This window comes from Serratia sp. P2ACOL2, from assembly GCF_003691565.1.
GTDB classification, from domain to species: domain Bacteria; phylum Pseudomonadota; class Gammaproteobacteria; order Enterobacterales; family Enterobacteriaceae; genus Serratia; species Serratia liquefaciens.
This window is the reverse complement of the sequence record NZ_CP033162.1, coordinates 4,294,138-4,308,778: the sequence shown is the minus strand read 5'-3', so window position 1 is coordinate 4,308,778 and position 14,641 is coordinate 4,294,138. Positions and strand designations below refer to the sequence as shown.

Genomic DNA, 14,641 nt, shown 5'->3' with positions numbered 1-14,641 from the left:
AGAGAAGAGATGACTGAGATTAAGCTTCTGGCGGATTATCCACAGCATCGCGGTCAGGTGATTGATTGGCTGTGGCAGGCGTTTGGCAGCGAAAGCAGCCGGGCATTTTTCGCCAGCGTGGTGGATAGCGGGCTGTGCGGAGCCGATTTGCCCATTACTTTTATCGCCCTGCAGGACGATAAAGTGGTTGGCACCGTCGGCTTATGGCGCTGCGACTTGATCAGCCGGCAGGATCTGACGCCCTGGCTGGCGGCGCTGTATGTCGACGAAAGCCAGCGCGGCAGCGGTCTGGGGCTGCGGTTGCAGCAGCATGTGCAAGACTACGCCCGACGCACCGGCTTCAGTGAGCTTTATCTCTACAGTGACTTTAGCGGCTATTATGAGCGCCATGGCTGGCGCTACATCGGCGATGCGCTGGATTACCCCGATCGCCCGGTGCGGCTGTATCACCGGGAGTTGATCTAGTTCTGCTCGTAAACGTTATTGATGCTGGCCACCGAATGGCGGCGCACCAGCGTCGGGCTGAACATGTTGGTGATCTCCGGCAGCGGCTGATTGTTGGCCAGTGCCAGCGCCAGTTCGGCCGCCTGGGTCGCCATGGCCACCACCGGATAGCGAATAGTGGTCAGACGCGGCCGCAGGTAGCGTGAAATCAGCACGTCATCGAAACCAATCAGCGACATCTGCCCCGGCACATCCACGCTGTTGTCGCTCAGTACCGAAAGGGCACCGGCGGCCATTGAGTCGTTGTAGCAGGTGACCGCGGTGAAGTTTTTACCGCGCCCGAGCAGCTCGGTCATCGCCTGTTCGCCGCCAATCTCGTCTGGCTCGCCGTAGGCAATCAGTTTTTCATCTACCGCAATGCCGTGCTCCTGCAATGCATCGAGATAGCCCTGCAGACGGTCCGCCGCATCGGAAATTTGGTGGGTGGAGCAGATGATGGCAATACGCTGGTGCCCCTGTTGGATCAGGTGGCGGGTCGCCAGCCAGGCACCGTAGCGATCGTCGAGCGCCACGCAGCGCGATTCAAAGCCCGGCAGCGTGCGGTTAATCAGCACCATGCCCGGGATCTGCTGCATCCACCCGCTTAACTCACGGTCGGTCAGCTTTTTGGCATGTACCACCAGCGCGGCACAACGGTGGCGTACCAGCTGTTCAATCGCCTGACGCTCTTTTTCTGCCTCGTGGTAACCGTTGCCAATCAGCAGGAAATTGTGGGTGGCGTAGGCCACCTGTTCCACGGCCTTGACCATGGCACCAAAGAAGGGATCGGACACGTCGGAAACGATCAGCCCGAGCGTTTCGGTCGATTGCTGCGCCAGCGCGCGGGCATTGGCGTTTGGGTGATACTGCAGTTGTTCCATCGCGGCCAGCACGGCGGTGCGTGAGCCTTCGCTAGCCTTGGGAGAATTGTTTATTACGCGGGATACCGTGGCCACGGAAACACCCGCCAGCCTGGCAACATCCTTTATGGTAGCCATATCTGTCATACATCCTGGGTAATCGCTTACATCCCTCAGTCTTGCGGAAAAAGCCCGGGGCTGCAAGCGCTGGCGATCGTAACTTGTGGCGGCTGTTGCAGATATGGGCAATTTACCCCGAGCTTAGACCTGTGCCGCTCAGTGATAGAGCCATTTGTGCTTTGGCGCTGCGCATCGGCTAATGCTATTTTTGGGCATCCATTCTTGGCTGAGAACACCATGTCGATTAAACGCTATCCGCAACTCGCTCACTGGGGCGCCTATACCGCCGTGGTTGAAGACGGCAGGCTTATCCGTTGTGAGCCGTTTGCCGACGATCCGGATCCTTCCCCAATGCTCGACTCCATCGCGCCGATGGCCTATTCCGACAAGCGCATCCGCAAGCCGTCCGTGCGCCGTTCCTGGCTGCAAAAGCGTGAAGGCAGCGACCGTACGCTACGTGGCCGCGAGGATTTTGTCGAAGTGGATTGGGATCTGGCGCTCGACCTGGTGGCGGAGGAGAACCGGCGCGTGCGCGATCGCTACGGCCCCTCCGGCTTGTTTACCGGTTCCTATGGCTGGTCATCTGCCGGGCGCCTGCACCACGCTCGTTCGCTGGTGCGCCGTTTTTATTTTGCTGGCGGCGGCGGTGTCGATCAGTTGGGCAACTACAGCTGGGGAGCGGCCCAGTTTTTCCTGCCGTATGTGATCGGTACTTTCACCCCATTGACCGGTCGTGTCACCAGCTGGCCCAGCGTGGTTGAGCACTGCGAGCTGTTTGTGGCCTTCGGCGGCCTGGCGTTGAAAAATGCCCAGGTTTCTTCCGGCGGTGCGGCGGAGCACTCGCTCAAACCCTGGCTGCAAAAGCTGGTGAAAAAAGGCACTCCGGTGATCAACATCAGCCCGATGCGGGATGACTGCCCGGAATTTGTTAATGCCGAATGGATCCCAATTCGCCCGAATACCGACGTGGCGCTGATGCTGGCACTGGCGTATGAAATCCAGCGCCGTGGCGCTCAGGATGAAGCTTTCCTCTATAGCCACTGCACCGGCTATAGCCAGTTGGCGGATTATCTACGCGGCACCGACGACGGCGTGGCAAAAACGCCCGAATGGGCCAGTGCCATCACCGGCATTCCGGCGGCGCGTATCGGTTTGCTGGCGCAGCAACTGATCGGCGTTCGCAGTTTTATCACCTGCTCCTATTCGGTTCAGCGCGCCCATCGCGGTGAACAACCCTACTGGATGATGATTGCCCTGTCGGCGATGCTCGGCCAGGTGGGGCTGCCGGGGGGCGGTTTCTCCTTTGGTCACGGCTCGATGAACGGGGTCGGCAACCCGCGGGTGGATACGCCGGGGCCCATGATGCCGGTCGGCGCCAACCCTTGTGGGCTGGCCATCCCAGTGGCGCGTATCTGCGACATGCTGTTGCAACCCGGCGGCTCCTATCAGTTCCGTGGCGAGACGCACCAGTATCCGGATATTCATCTGGTGCACTGGGCCGGCGGCAACCCGTTCCATCATCATCAGCAGCTAAACCGGCTGGTGGAAGGCTGGCAGAAACCGGATACGGTGATTGTGCAGGATATCTGGTGGACGCCGGCGGCCAAGATGGCGGACATCGTGTTGCCGGTTACCACCTCGCTGGAACGTAACGATATCGGCGGTTCATCGCGCGATCGCTACGTATTGGCGATGCATCAGGCCATTGCGCCACAGCATCAGGCACGTAACGACTTTGATATTTTTGCCGATCTGGCGGAGCGGCTCGGTTACCGCGAGCAGTTCACCGAAAACCGCGACGAGCGGGCCTGGATCGAATCTATCTATCAACAATGCGGCCAGGCGCAGGCGGGGACCGGCGTAGAATGGCCCGAGTTTGAGGATTTCTGGCACAAAGGCTACGTCGAGCTGCCGGCACCGGCGAAAGAATTCGTGTTCTTCGACGATTTTCGTGCCGATCCGCAGGCCAATCCGCTGCAAACGCCGAGCGGCAAGATTGAGTTGTTCAGCGAGAAAATCGCCGGTTATCGCTATGCCGATTTTGCCCCACATCCGCAGTGGCAGCCGCCAGTCGAGTGGCTGGGGGCACCGGAAGCCAAAGAGTGGCCATTGCACCTGATATCCATCCAACCGAGCGATCGCCTGCACAGCCAGATGGATCCGGCGCCGCTGGCGCAGGGCAATAAAACGGCCGGGCGCGAAACGCTGTATATGCACCCGGAAGATGCAGCCAGGCGCGGCATTGCCGAGGGGGCGGAGGTACAGGTCAGCAACGCACGTGGCAATTGCCTGGCAGGCGTTGCGATCACCGACGGTGTCACCCAGGGCGTAGTGCTGATGGCAACCGGCGCCTGGTTTGACCCAGGTTTTGGTGCCGAGCGCCTGCAGGTGGAACAGTCCGGCAACCCGAACGTGTTAACGCTGGATATCGGTACCTCACCATTGACTCAAGGGCCGAACGCCATGAGCTGCCTGGTAGAAGTGAGCGTACGATAAACATCCAGCCCCACGGCAAGGCGAGCTCGCTGTGGCTTGAAAGGCCGTGGGGATACACCGCTGGTTACACTTTGCGCCCTAATGTTTCGATTGGCCGCTGGCTGGTTTTCGGCTCAACGGGGTAAATTAAACGTCCCAGAGGTATTGATTGGTGAGTTTCAGCAACTTGTTTGTTGAGCCCATATTAATTTGCACCAACCTACGCAGATGCGTAGGTTTTTTTTTGCCCGATCCCCCTCCGTCCCGCCTGCGTAAAATCTGATTTTGTATTTTTATTCCGCAGGACTATTTACATTTCATTGAGTTATTTCAGTACATCGCGGGAAATTTACAGCTGGTTGCATTTAGAGCAAAACTCTTGCGATTGATCGGTAGTTTCTTAATCGGCACCTCTCTAGAGTAGGTGATCCCAGAGGTATTGATTGGTGAGAAATCAGCATACTCTGTATGTTGAAGCCATTTTCAATTGCACCAACCTACGCGGATGCGTAGGTTTTTTTTTGCCTGCCATATAGTATTCTTTTCCCTACAACCATTTACGCTCATCTTGGGCAAAGGGAGAAGGGCATGATCTTTTCAATGCTGCGGGTGCTGTTCCGCCTGCTGTACCGGCTACGCGTTGAGGGCGACGCCCGACATTTCGATCAGAAAAAGCTGCTGATTACGCCCAATCACATCTCCTTCCTCGACGGTATTCTGTTGGCGCTGTTTTTGCCGATCAAACCGGTGTTTGCCGTCTACGCCAGCATTGGCGATCGCTGGTTTATGCGCTGGTTGCGGCCTTATATCGATTTCGTTTCGCTCGATCCCACCAAGCCGATGGCCATCAAACAGTTGGTGCGCTTGGTCGAGCAAGGGCGACCCATCGTGGTGTTCCCCGAAGGGCGCATTACCGTGACCGGCTCACTGATGAAAATTTATGATGGTGCCGCGTTTATTGCCGCCAAATCGGGGGCGACCGTGGTGCCGATACGGCTTGATGGCGCCGAATTCAGCCCTTTTGGGCGTATGGCCGGGGTCTTCAAGATCCGTTGGTTCCCGCAGATCAGCATCCGTATTTTACCGCCGACGTCATTGCCGATGCCGGTCGCGCCACGCGCCCGAGAACGTCGCATGCTGGCCGGCGATCGCTTGCACCAGATCATGATGAAGGCGCGTATGGACACGCGCGAGCCACAGACCCTGTTCCGCGCTTTGCTGGCGGCGCAGCATCGCTATGGTCGGAGCAAGCCGTGCATTGAAGATATCAACTTCAAGGAAGACAGCTACCAGACACTGATCAAAAAAGCGCTGGGCGTCAGCCGTATCCTGCAGCGCTTTACCGCCGAGGGCGAACATGTCGGCATGCTATTGCCGAATGCCACCATTACCGCCGCGGCGATTTTTGGCGCCTCGCTGCGCAACCGTATCCCGGCGATGCTCAACTACACCGCGGGTTCCAACGGCCTGAAAAGCGCCATGCTCGCCGCCAGTCTTAAAACCATCGTCACCTCGCGCCAGTTCCTGGAAAAAGGCAAGCTGACACATTTGCCGCAGCAGGTGCCGGAGGCCAACTGGGTGTATCTGGAGGATCTGAAAGATACCGTGACCCTGGCGGACAAGCTGTGGATCCTGCGTCATCTGTTCCAACCCGCGCGCGCCATGCTGCCGCAGCAGCCTGACGATGCGGCACTGATCTTGTTCACCTCGGGGTCGGAGGGCAATCCGAAGGGCGTGGTGCACTCCCACGCCAGCCTGCTGGCCAACGTTGAGCAGATCCGTACCATTGCCGACTTCACTCCGCGCGACCGTTTTATGTCGTCGCTGCCGCTGTTTCACTCGTTTGGTTTGACGGTCGGGCTGCTGACCCCGTTGATGACCGGCAGCCGCATCTTCCTCTACCCCAGTCCGCTGCATTACCGCGTGGTGCCGGAGCTGGTGTATGACCGTAACTGCACCGTACTGTTCGGCACGGCCACTTTCCTCAATAACTATGCGCGTTTTGCCCATCCGTATGACTTTGCCCGGTTGCGCTATGTGGTAGCCGGTGCGGAAAAGCTGGCGGACAGCACCAAACAGATTTATCAGGACAAATACGGTATTCGCATCCTGGAAGGCTATGGCGTGACCGAGTGTGCGCCGGTGGTGTCAATCAACGTGCCGCTGGCGGCCAAGGTGGGTACCGTCGGGCGCATCATGCCGAATATGGAAGCGCGTTTAATGAAGGTGCCGGGTATTGAGAACGGTGGACGCCTGCAACTGCGTGGGCCGAATATCATGAAAGGCTATCTGCGGGTGGAGCATCCGGGCGAGCTGGAGCCGCCAGCGGCAGAGGATGAACAGGGCAACCTGCAGCCGGGCTGGTACGATACCGGCGATATCGTCACGCTGGACGAACAGGGCTACTGTGTGATCCGCGGTCGAGTGAAACGCTTTGCCAAACTGGCGGGCGAAATGGTCTCGCTGGAAAGCGTGGAGCTGCTGGCACAGCGTGTATCGCCGGAAGGGCTGCACGCCGCCACGGTGAAAAGTGACAGCAGTAAGGGCGAGGCACTGGTGCTGTTCACAACCGATGCAAGCGTAACCCGCGAAGCCTTGCTGCGGGCAGCGCGTGAATTGGGCAGCCCTGAACTGGCGGTACCGCGTGATATTCGCCTGTTGAAAACGCTGCCGGTGCTGGGCAGTGGCAAACCGGATTTTGTGACCCTGCGTAAAATGGCTGAACAGCCGGAGACTGTCTGATGAACCCGTCGTCGAACACTGATTCACCCTTGCTTTCGCGCAGCATGATTGCCGTCATTTGCGCACAGTTTCTCTCTGCGTTCGGTGACAATGCGTTGCTGTTCGCCACGCTGGCGCTGATCAAACAACAGCTTTATCCCGACTGGAGCCAGCCGATTCTGCAGATGGCGTTTGTCGCCACCTATATCATTCTCGCGCCTTTTGTCGGCCAGATTGCCGACAGCTTTGCGAAAGGGCGGGTGATGATGGTGGCCAACGGCCTGAAGCTGGCCGGCGCATTGGTGATCTGTTTCGGGTTGGATCCGTTCCTCGGTTATAGCCTGGTGGGCGTGGGTGCCGCAGCTTATTCACCGGCCAAATATGGGATTTTGGGTGAGATCACCAGCGGTGAGAAACTGGTCAAGGCCAACGGCCTGATGGAGGCCTCCACTATCGCGGCGATCCTGCTGGGCTCGGTGGCCGGCGGCATCCTGGCAGACTGGCACGTGGTCGCCGCACTGGCGGTATGTGCGCTGGTTTATGCAGCGGCGGTGATCGCCAACCTGTATATTCCGCGCCTGCCTGCGGCACATCCGGCGACGTCATGGACGCCACGCGCCATGACTCGCGCTTTCTTCAACGCCTGTGTGGTGCTGTGGCGCGATGGGCAAACCCGTTTCTCATTGATTGGTACCAGCCTGTTTTGGGGCGCAGGGGTCACGCTGCGCTTTCTGTTGGTGCTGTGGGTGCCGGTGGCGCTGGGTATCGCCGATAACGCCACGCCGACGTTGCTGAATGCCATGGTGGCGGTGGGGATTGTGGTTGGCGCCGGTGCCGCAGCTCGCTTCGTTACGCTTGAGACCGTGAAACGCTGTATGCCGGCCGGGATCTTGATTGGCGTAGCGGTGGCGATATTCGCGCTGCAAACTACCCTGTTTAGCGCCTATGCGGTACTGCTGATTATCGGCATCTTGGGCGGCTTCTTTGTGGTGCCGTTGAATGCGTTGTTGCAAGAACGAGGCAAAAAATCGGTGGGGGCAGGCAACGCGATCGCGGTGCAAAACCTTGGCGAGAACACCGCCATGCTGTTGATGCTCGGGCTCTATTCGCTGGCGGTGAAAGTCAGCGTGCCGGTGGTCGGCGTGGGGATCGGTTTCGGTGTGGTTTTCGCGCTGGCGATCGGCGCACTGTGGTTGTCGCAACGACGGGCAAAATAATCAAAGGGGCGCGGTTTAGGCGCCCCTGATTATTTAGGGTGCAGGAATGGTAAAGCGGGTGTGGATCTCTTCCAGCCCCTGAAGCACGTCTTCATTCAACACCAGGTCGAAACTGTCGATGTTGGTTTTCAGCTGTTCCAGCGTGGTGGCGCCCAGCAGGGTACTGGCAACGAAGGGTTGCTGGCGAACAAAGGCCAGGGCCATCTGCGAAGGATCCAGTCCGTGTTTTTTGGCTAATGCGACGTATTCGGCAATCGCCAACTGCGTTTGCGGGGCCGAATAACGATTAAAGCGGCTAAACAGCGTATTTCGCGCACCGGCCGGTTTGGCGCCGTTCAAATACTTGCCGCTCAGGGTGCCGAACGCCAGGCTGGAATAGGCTAACAGTTCGACGCCTTCGTGCTGGCTGATCTCCGCCAGAGCAATCTCAAAACTGCGGTTTAACAGGCTGTAGGGGTTCTGAATTGAGACGATGCGCGGCAGCTCATGCTTTTCAGCCAACTGCAGGTAACGCATCACGCCCCAAGGCGTTTCGTTGGACACCCCGATATAACGAATTTTACCGGCGCGCACCTGCTCGGTCAGCGCTTCCAGCGTTTCCAGCAAGGTGACGGTAGCCTTTTCGTCAGTGTACTGATAGTTGAGCTTACCGAAGAAGTTGGTCGCGCGCTGCGGCCAATGCAACTGGTAGAGATCGAGATAATCGGTGTTGAGGCGTTTCAGGCTGGCGTCCAGCGCGGCACGGATGTTTTTGCGATCCAGCGCCTGCTGCGGACGGATACTGCTGTCAGTTCCGCGCACCGGCCCGGCGATTTTGCTGGCCAGCACCAGTTTCTCACGGTTGCCGCGAGCCTTGATCCAACTGCCGATGTACTGTTCGGTCAGCCCCTGGGTTTCAGGGCGGGGTGGTACCGGGTACATCTCTGCGGTATCGATCAGGTTGATGCCAGCGGCTAATGCATAGTCGAGTTGCGCGTGGGCATCGGCTTCACTGTTCTGTTCGCCAAAGGTCATGGTGCCCAGTCCCAGCACGCTCACTTCTAAAGAACTGTGGGGAATACGGTGGTATTGCATTAACGGCCTTCCTTTCGTGTTAGCGCTTACGGGCTATACACCCGGTAAAACAGGAGCCAAACAATCTGCAAGGCGGTGATCTCGCCTTTGCCGACTATAACCAAGCCGAGAAGATGGGGGAAGTGGATTCAGTGCGGGGAGGGCTATCGCGCAATGCGGGGGCGATAGCCGATCGGGAAACTAGCGTTCGATGACCTGTGAAACCTGATCGCCGTTGATCTGGCGATGGTTGCCTTTTTCGTCTTTATAGCTGATCAGGCCGGTATCTTGGTCAATCTCTGGCTTGCCCTGAGTCAGGATCATATTGCCGTCTTTGGTCGCCATCACGTAATCGCTGGAGCATCCCGCCAACCCGGCGGCCATCACCAACGCAGACACTGCCATTACCCACTTTTTCATCCTGCGGATCCTCAGTTATGTGTGCAAAAAGAAGCTTCTTTCTAGATTAGCAAACTATAGATGCATCGTGTTTCGGATAAGTCCTTATCTCTGTAAGAGAAAGTGACATTGAAACTGTGCGGGGGATACAAAAATATTAACGGGAGCGGCTTACGCTCGCTCCCGTTGGGGGATTACTCAGAGGCGGGTTTTTTCTTGCTGCGCATCAGGTTGAGTGCTTCTACCGACATCGAGAAGAACATCGCAAAGTAGATGTAGCCTTTAGGTACATGCACCTGGAAGCTTTCCAGCATCAGGGTGAAGCCCACCAGGATCAAGAATGCCAGCGCCAGCATTTTCACCGAAGGGTGGCGGTTAACGAACTCGCCAATCGGCCGGGCGGCAAACATCATAACGCCCACGGCAATCACTACTGCTGCCATCATGATAAACAGATGATCGGACAGGCCTACCGCGGTGATCACTGAATCCAGGCTGAAAATGATATCCAGCAGCATGATCTGCACGATGGCACCGAAGAAGCCGTGCACTTTAGTGTGGTGCTCTTCGTCCGACCCTTCGATGGTTTCATGGATCTCTTTACTGGCTTTCCAAATCAGGAACAGCCCGCCCAGCAGCAGGATCAGATCGCGAGCCGAAACGCTGTGATCCATGACGGTAAACAGCGGATGGGTCAGACGGATCACCCAGGCGATAGAGGCCAACAGCCCCAGACGCATTAACATTGCGCCGGCCAGCCCGATGCGACGCGCCTTGTTCTGCTGGGCTTTCGGCAGTTTAGACACCACCAGGGAAAGGAAAATAATGTTATCAATACCCAGAATGATCTCAAGAATGGTCAGCGTACCTAACGCTAACCAGGCATTGGGATCCATAATCCATTCGAACATTGCCTAGCCACACCTTAATAAAAAGCAAAGGCTGAATTATACGCGTTTATTGATACGGCGACACTGTTAGCTAAACACAGCCTAAACAAAAGCGATCAGATTAAGAAATGTCTTGCCAGCAGCGCGGCGGTGAAACTTTTTTTCAAATAGAAACCGCGCGGTAATGTGAGGATCGGCTGACCTTGTTCGCCGATGGCTTCGGTCAGGGCTTTACTGTTGGCCGCCTTGGGGCGTAGTTGCAGCACTTCACCGTGCCGTGCGGTGATCCGTTCTACGTGGCCAAGCACGATCAAATCCATCAGCTCTTCCCAGTCGCGGCGCAGCATCTCTTCTTCTTCTTCGTTCGGGCTCCACAACAGTGGTGAACCTATGCGCCGCTGTGCCAGCGGAATCTGCCGCTCGCCTTCCACCGGGATCCACAGCACCCGCGCCAGCTTATGGCGTACGTGGCTGCTGGCCCAGGTGACGCCGCTGTTGCCGGTCAAGGGCGCTACGCAGACGAAAGTGGTTTCCAGCGGCTTGCCGGCGGCGTCTATCGGGATGGTTTTCAGCTCGATGCCCAACTCGGGAAAATCCTGTTCCGGCTTGCTGCCGGCCATGGCGCCAAGATACTGCTCCAGCAGCATGCCAACCCATCCTTTATCCCGCTTCAGATCTTTGGGAATAGGCAACTGCGCACGTGCCGCCAGTTCTCCCAACTGACAGCCGGCAAGCTGCTGCGCCCGTTCAAACAGTTGCTGTTCATTTTCTGGAGGAGGGGGCAGAGGAGATAAAAACGCCATAATGCGAACCTGTTAGATTTGGTTGAAAAACGTACTGTATTTGTACACAGCGAACCTTGGTGGGCAAGGTCTGGGGAAAAGAATAATAGTAGCATGATTTTCCATGACTTTTTTCCCGCTACATGACGGGGGAAAAATTCAGGGCGACGCTTGTGCACCTGAAGCCACCGACAATAAACAGGATCTTACACCTATTTATCCACAGATTTATGGGATAACCCAAATTTTTACCGATCACTGGTTCGATTTACAGCCTTGACTCAGGGGTTTTTTTGCGAAATTGTCCGTTTTGTGCGTAACTCATACGGATAATCTGTGGATAAAAACGACGTTGGTGGATCTTTCGCCAGGGTAAGATCCTAAACGGATATAGATCACATTTTTACTCTGTATAGGGTTGTTGATAAATAAATAACTTTATGTTTTTAATGATGTATTTTTGTTTTTGTTTTTATGGTGATTTTGAGTTCACCAGAGTTTTACCGGCTTATCCCTTGAGTTCTTCACACACCTATCCACAGAAAAAGTGAATAAAACCGCGTGTAAACGGCTTCACATGTTTATAACTTTGCCATTATCTGTGAGTTATCCCAATGTTATCCGGTCTGCACCGCCGCAAAGCAGTGGTTTACCGCCTGTAGCTTGTGTGAAACAATCAGGGTATCTATGCGAATTTAAGCTTATCGAGGTAGTCCGGTGATCGATGATGATGGCTACCGCCCGAATGTTGGTATCGTAATCTGTAATCGTCAGGGGCAAGTCCTGTGGGCTCGCCGTTACGGTCAACACTCCTGGCAGTTTCCCCAAGGGGGGATCAACCCCGGTGAAACCGCAGAACAGGCAATGTACCGTGAGCTGTTCGAAGAAGTGGGGCTGAGCAAAAAGGATGTGCGTATCCTGGCCTCAACCCGCAACTGGTTGCGCTATAAATTGCCAAAACGTTTGGTGCGTTGGGACACAAAGCCGGTTTGTATCGGCCAAAAGCAGAAATGGTTTCTTTTGCAGTTAATGTGCAATGACGCTGATATCAATATGCAACGCAGCAGCACGCCGGAGTTTGACGGCTGGCGCTGGGTGAGCTTTTGGTATCCGGTGCGCCAGGTGGTGTCGTTCAAACGCGACGTTTACCGCCGGGTGATGAAAGAATTCGCCGTCACCGTGATGCCGATGCAGGAGCAGGCAGCGCAGCGGCAGACCCCCGCTTATCGCCGGAAGAGAGGTTAAGTTAAGCCGACTATGCTCACGCGCTTGCGAGAAATTGTTGAGAAGGTGGCCGCGGCGGCCAGCCTGACAGATGCGCTGGATCTTTTGGTCAATGAAACCTGTCTGGCAATGGATACGGAAGTCTGTTCCATCTATCTGGCAGACAATGACCGCCGCTGTTATTACCTGATGGCGACACGCGGGTTAAAAAAACCGCGTGGGCGCACTATCGCACTGGCCTTTGATGAAGGCATCGTCGGCCTGGTTGGGCGCCGTGCCGAGCCGATTAACCTGGCGGACGCGCAGAGCCACCCCAGCTTCAAATATATTCCCCAGGTGAAGGAGGATCGGTTCCGATCCTTCCTCGGCGTGCCGATCATTCATCGCCGCCAACTGCTGGGCGTATTGGTGGTTCAGCAGCGTGAGCTGCGCCAGTTCGACGAAAGCGAAGAGTCTTTTATGGTGACGCTGGCCACGCAAATGGCCGGTATCCTATCCCAATCGCAGCTTAACGCTCTTTTTGGTCAGTATCGCCAGACGCGCATTCGTGCGCTGGCGGCATCGCCAGGCGTGGCAGTGGCTGAAGGTTGGCAGGACAGCAGCCAGCCGTCACTCGATCAGGTTTACAAGGCTTCAACGCTCGATACCGCCAGCGAACGTGAACGCCTGACCCAGGCGCTGGAAGAAGCCGGGGCGGAATTCCGCCGTTTCAGCAAGCGCTTTGCCGCCAGCTCGCAAAAAGAGAGCGCAGCGATTTTCGATCTTTACTCTCACCTGCTGAACGACGCCCGTCTCAAGCGCGAACTTTTTGCCGAGATCGATGCCGGCTCCGTGGCCGAATGGGCGGTGAAACAGGTGATCGAAGTCTTTGCCGCCCAGTTCGCCAGCCTGCAAGACACCTACATGCGCGAGCGCGCCAGCGATCTGCGCGCGCTCGGTCAGCGCCTTTTATTCCACCTCGACGATACCACTCAGGGCGCAACCCAGTGGCCGGCGCGTTTTGTGCTGGTAGCCGATGAACTGACTGCTACCCTGTTGGCCGAAATGCCACAGGACAGGCTGGTCGGCGTGGTGGTCCGCGACGGTGCCGCCAACTCACACGCGGCTATTTTGGTGCGGGCGATGGGGGTGCCGACGGTGATGGGGGCGGATATCCAGCCTGCATTGCTCAGCCAGCGCCTGCTGATTGTCGATGGCTATCGCGGCGAGCTGCTGGTTGATCCGGAGCCGGTGCTGGTGCAGGAATACCAGCGTCTGATCAGCGAAGAGCTGGAATTAAGCCGATTGGCGGAAGACGATGTCGAACAGCCGGCTCAGCTCAAAAGCGGCGAGCGAGTGCAGGTGATGCTCAACGCCGGTCTTAGCCCGGAACACGAGCAATTGCTGGGAGGGCGCGTCGATGGCGTCGGCCTCTACCGTACCGAAATTCCATTTATGCTGCAGAGTGGCTTCCCTTCCGAAGAGGAACAGGTCGCCCAATATCAGGGTATGTTGCAGCTCTATCCGAACAAGCCGGTGACGCTGCGCACGCTGGATATCGGCGCCGATAAGCAGCTGCCTTATATGCCTATCAGCGAAGAAAACCCCTGTCTGGGTTGGCGCGGTATCCGCATCACCCTGGATCAGCCGGAAATCTTCCTGATCCAGGTGCGCGCCATGCTGCGTGCCAATGCCGGTACTGGCAATCTGGGCATTTTGCTGCCGATGATCACCAGTCTGGAAGAGATCGACGAGGCCCGACGCTTGATCGATCGCGCTGGGCGGGAAGTGGAAGAAGTGTTGGGGTATGAAATTCCCAAACCCAAACTTGGCGTAATGCTTGAAGTGCCGTCGATGATCTTCCTGATCCCGCATCTGGCCGGGCGGGTGGAGTTTATTTCGGTCGGTACCAACGACCTGACCCAATATCTGTTGGCGGTTGATCGCAACAATACCCGAGTGGCTTCGCTGTACGACAGCCTGCATCCTTCCATGCTGCAGGTGCTCAAGATGATTGTCGTTCAGGCCCAGGCCGTCGGGCTGCCGGTGGGGTTGTGCGGTGAACTGGCCGGCGATCCCATGGGGGCCTTGCTGCTGGTGGGCATGGGCTACCGCAACCTGAGCATGAACGGACGTAGCGTGGCGCGGATCAAATATCTGCTGCGGCATATTGAGCTCTCCGATGCCGAAGTGCTGGCGCAGCGGGTACTCAGTGCCCAAATGACCACCGAAGTGCGCCATCAGGTGGCGGCGTTTATGGAGCGGCGTGGCATGGGCGGGTTAATCCGCGGCGGCAAGTAACGCCGCAGGCTGACTGATTTTTTTACAGAACTTTTCCCAGCAGTCCAGTCCGGAGACGCTTAAGCTTATGCTATTATCCGCCTCCTCACTGTGTTGAAAGCAACGGAAAAAGTGCTCCTGCTGCGTTTCACCGCGTT

General features: G+C 56.9%; 11 protein-coding genes. 6 read left to right on the top strand and 5 right to left on the bottom strand.

Annotation, left to right across the window (positions count from 1 at the left end; all coding sequences use genetic code 11):
- Positions 1-9 precede the first annotated feature (9 nt).
- Positions 10-465, top strand: a complete 456-nt coding sequence (locus tag EBA31_RS20820; protein ID WP_122080102.1) for a GNAT family N-acetyltransferase — start codon at positions 10-12, stop codon at positions 463-465.
- Here EBA31_RS20820 and galR read toward each other — a convergent pair.
- Positions 462-1,481: an HTH-type transcriptional regulator GalR gene (galR, locus tag EBA31_RS20815; RefSeq protein WP_020828407.1), complete on the bottom strand. Its 1,020-nt coding sequence runs from the start codon at positions 1,479-1,481 to the stop codon at positions 462-464. The two genes, EBA31_RS20820 and galR, sit on opposite strands and share 4 nt — an antisense overlap.
- A 219-nt stretch (positions 1,482-1,700) precedes the next feature.
- Here galR and EBA31_RS20810 point away from each other — a divergent pair, with 219 nt between their 5' ends.
- The 3 genes from EBA31_RS20810 (at position 1,701) to lplT (ending at position 7,876) form a co-directional block, all read left to right on the top strand.
- Entirely contained in the window at positions 1,701-3,959 is a 2,259-nt protein-coding gene (locus EBA31_RS20810; RefSeq protein ID WP_122080101.1) for a molybdopterin guanine dinucleotide-containing S/N-oxide reductase, read from the top strand.
- A gap of 567 nt (positions 3,960-4,526) precedes the next feature.
- Complete coding sequence (gene aas, locus EBA31_RS20805) at positions 4,527-6,680, top strand: bifunctional acyl-ACP--phospholipid O-acyltransferase/long-chain-fatty-acid--ACP ligase (protein WP_122080100.1); 2,154 nt, start codon at positions 4,527-4,529, stop codon at positions 6,678-6,680.
- Entirely contained in the window at positions 6,680-7,876 is a 1,197-nt protein-coding gene (gene lplT / locus EBA31_RS20800; RefSeq protein WP_122080099.1) for a lysophospholipid transporter LplT, read from the top strand. Before aas ends, lplT begins: the two co-directional genes overlap by 1 nt.
- A 33-nt stretch (positions 7,877-7,909) precedes the next feature.
- Here lplT and EBA31_RS20795 read toward each other — a convergent pair whose 3' ends face one another.
- The 4 genes from EBA31_RS20795 to mutH all read right to left on the bottom strand — a co-directional run bounded on the left by EBA31_RS20795 (position 7,910) and on the right by mutH (position 11,021).
- A complete protein-coding gene (locus tag EBA31_RS20795) occupies positions 7,910-8,950 on the bottom strand; it encodes an NADP(H)-dependent aldo-keto reductase (RefSeq protein ID WP_020828403.1) in 1,041 nt (346 codons plus the stop codon).
- Positions 8,951-9,130: 180 nt separating this feature from the next.
- A complete protein-coding gene (locus tag EBA31_RS20790) occupies positions 9,131-9,349 on the bottom strand; it encodes a YgdI/YgdR family lipoprotein (RefSeq protein WP_020828402.1) in 219 nt (72 codons plus the stop codon).
- Positions 9,350-9,522: 173 nt separating this feature from the next.
- A complete protein-coding gene (locus tag EBA31_RS20785; RefSeq protein ID WP_048760797.1) occupies positions 9,523-10,239 on the bottom strand; it encodes a TerC family protein in 717 nt (238 codons plus the stop codon).
- Positions 10,240-10,334: 95 nt separating this feature from the next.
- Positions 10,335-11,021: a DNA mismatch repair endonuclease MutH gene (mutH, locus tag EBA31_RS20780; protein ID WP_122080098.1), complete on the bottom strand. Its 687-nt coding sequence runs from the start codon at positions 11,019-11,021 to the stop codon at positions 10,335-10,337.
- A 696-nt stretch (positions 11,022-11,717) separates the two neighbouring features.
- Here mutH and rppH point away from each other — a divergent pair.
- Together rppH and ptsP are read left to right on the top strand one after the other, a co-directional pair.
- Positions 11,718-12,245 (top strand): RNA pyrophosphohydrolase, encoded by a 528-nt coding sequence (gene rppH / locus EBA31_RS20770; RefSeq protein ID WP_012146527.1) that lies wholly within the window; start codon positions 11,718-11,720, stop codon positions 12,243-12,245.
- Positions 12,246-12,257: 12 nt separating this feature from the next.
- Entirely contained in the window at positions 12,258-14,504 is a 2,247-nt protein-coding gene (gene ptsP / locus EBA31_RS20765) for a phosphoenolpyruvate--protein phosphotransferase (protein ID WP_020828399.1), read from the top strand.
- Positions 14,505-14,641 lie beyond the last annotated feature (137 nt).

Coding starts and splice junctions, on each gene's coding strand:
- EBA31_RS20785 (WP_048760797.1), bottom strand. CDS start 10,239: ATGTTCGAATGGATTATGGATCCCAATGCCTGGTTAGCGTTAGGTACG.
- EBA31_RS20810 (WP_122080101.1), top strand. CDS start 1,701: ATGTCGATTAAACGCTATCCGCAACTCGCTCACTGGGGCGCCTATACC.
- galR (WP_020828407.1), bottom strand. CDS start 1,481: ATGGCTACCATAAAGGATGTTGCCAGGCTGGCGGGTGTTTCCGTGGCC.
- ptsP (WP_020828399.1), top strand. CDS start 12,258: ATGCTCACGCGCTTGCGAGAAATTGTTGAGAAGGTGGCCGCGGCGGCC.
- mutH (WP_122080098.1), bottom strand. CDS start 11,021: ATGGCGTTTTTATCTCCTCTGCCCCCTCCTCCAGAAAATGAACAGCAA.
- EBA31_RS20820 (WP_122080102.1), top strand. CDS start 10: ATGACTGAGATTAAGCTTCTGGCGGATTATCCACAGCATCGCGGTCAG.
- EBA31_RS20790 (WP_020828402.1), bottom strand. CDS start 9,349: ATGAAAAAGTGGGTAATGGCAGTGTCTGCGTTGGTGATGGCCGCCGGG.
- aas (WP_122080100.1), top strand. CDS start 4,527: ATGATCTTTTCAATGCTGCGGGTGCTGTTCCGCCTGCTGTACCGGCTA.
- lplT (WP_122080099.1), top strand. CDS start 6,680: ATGAACCCGTCGTCGAACACTGATTCACCCTTGCTTTCGCGCAGCATG.
- EBA31_RS20795 (WP_020828403.1), bottom strand. CDS start 8,950: ATGCAATACCACCGTATTCCCCACAGTTCTTTAGAAGTGAGCGTGCTG.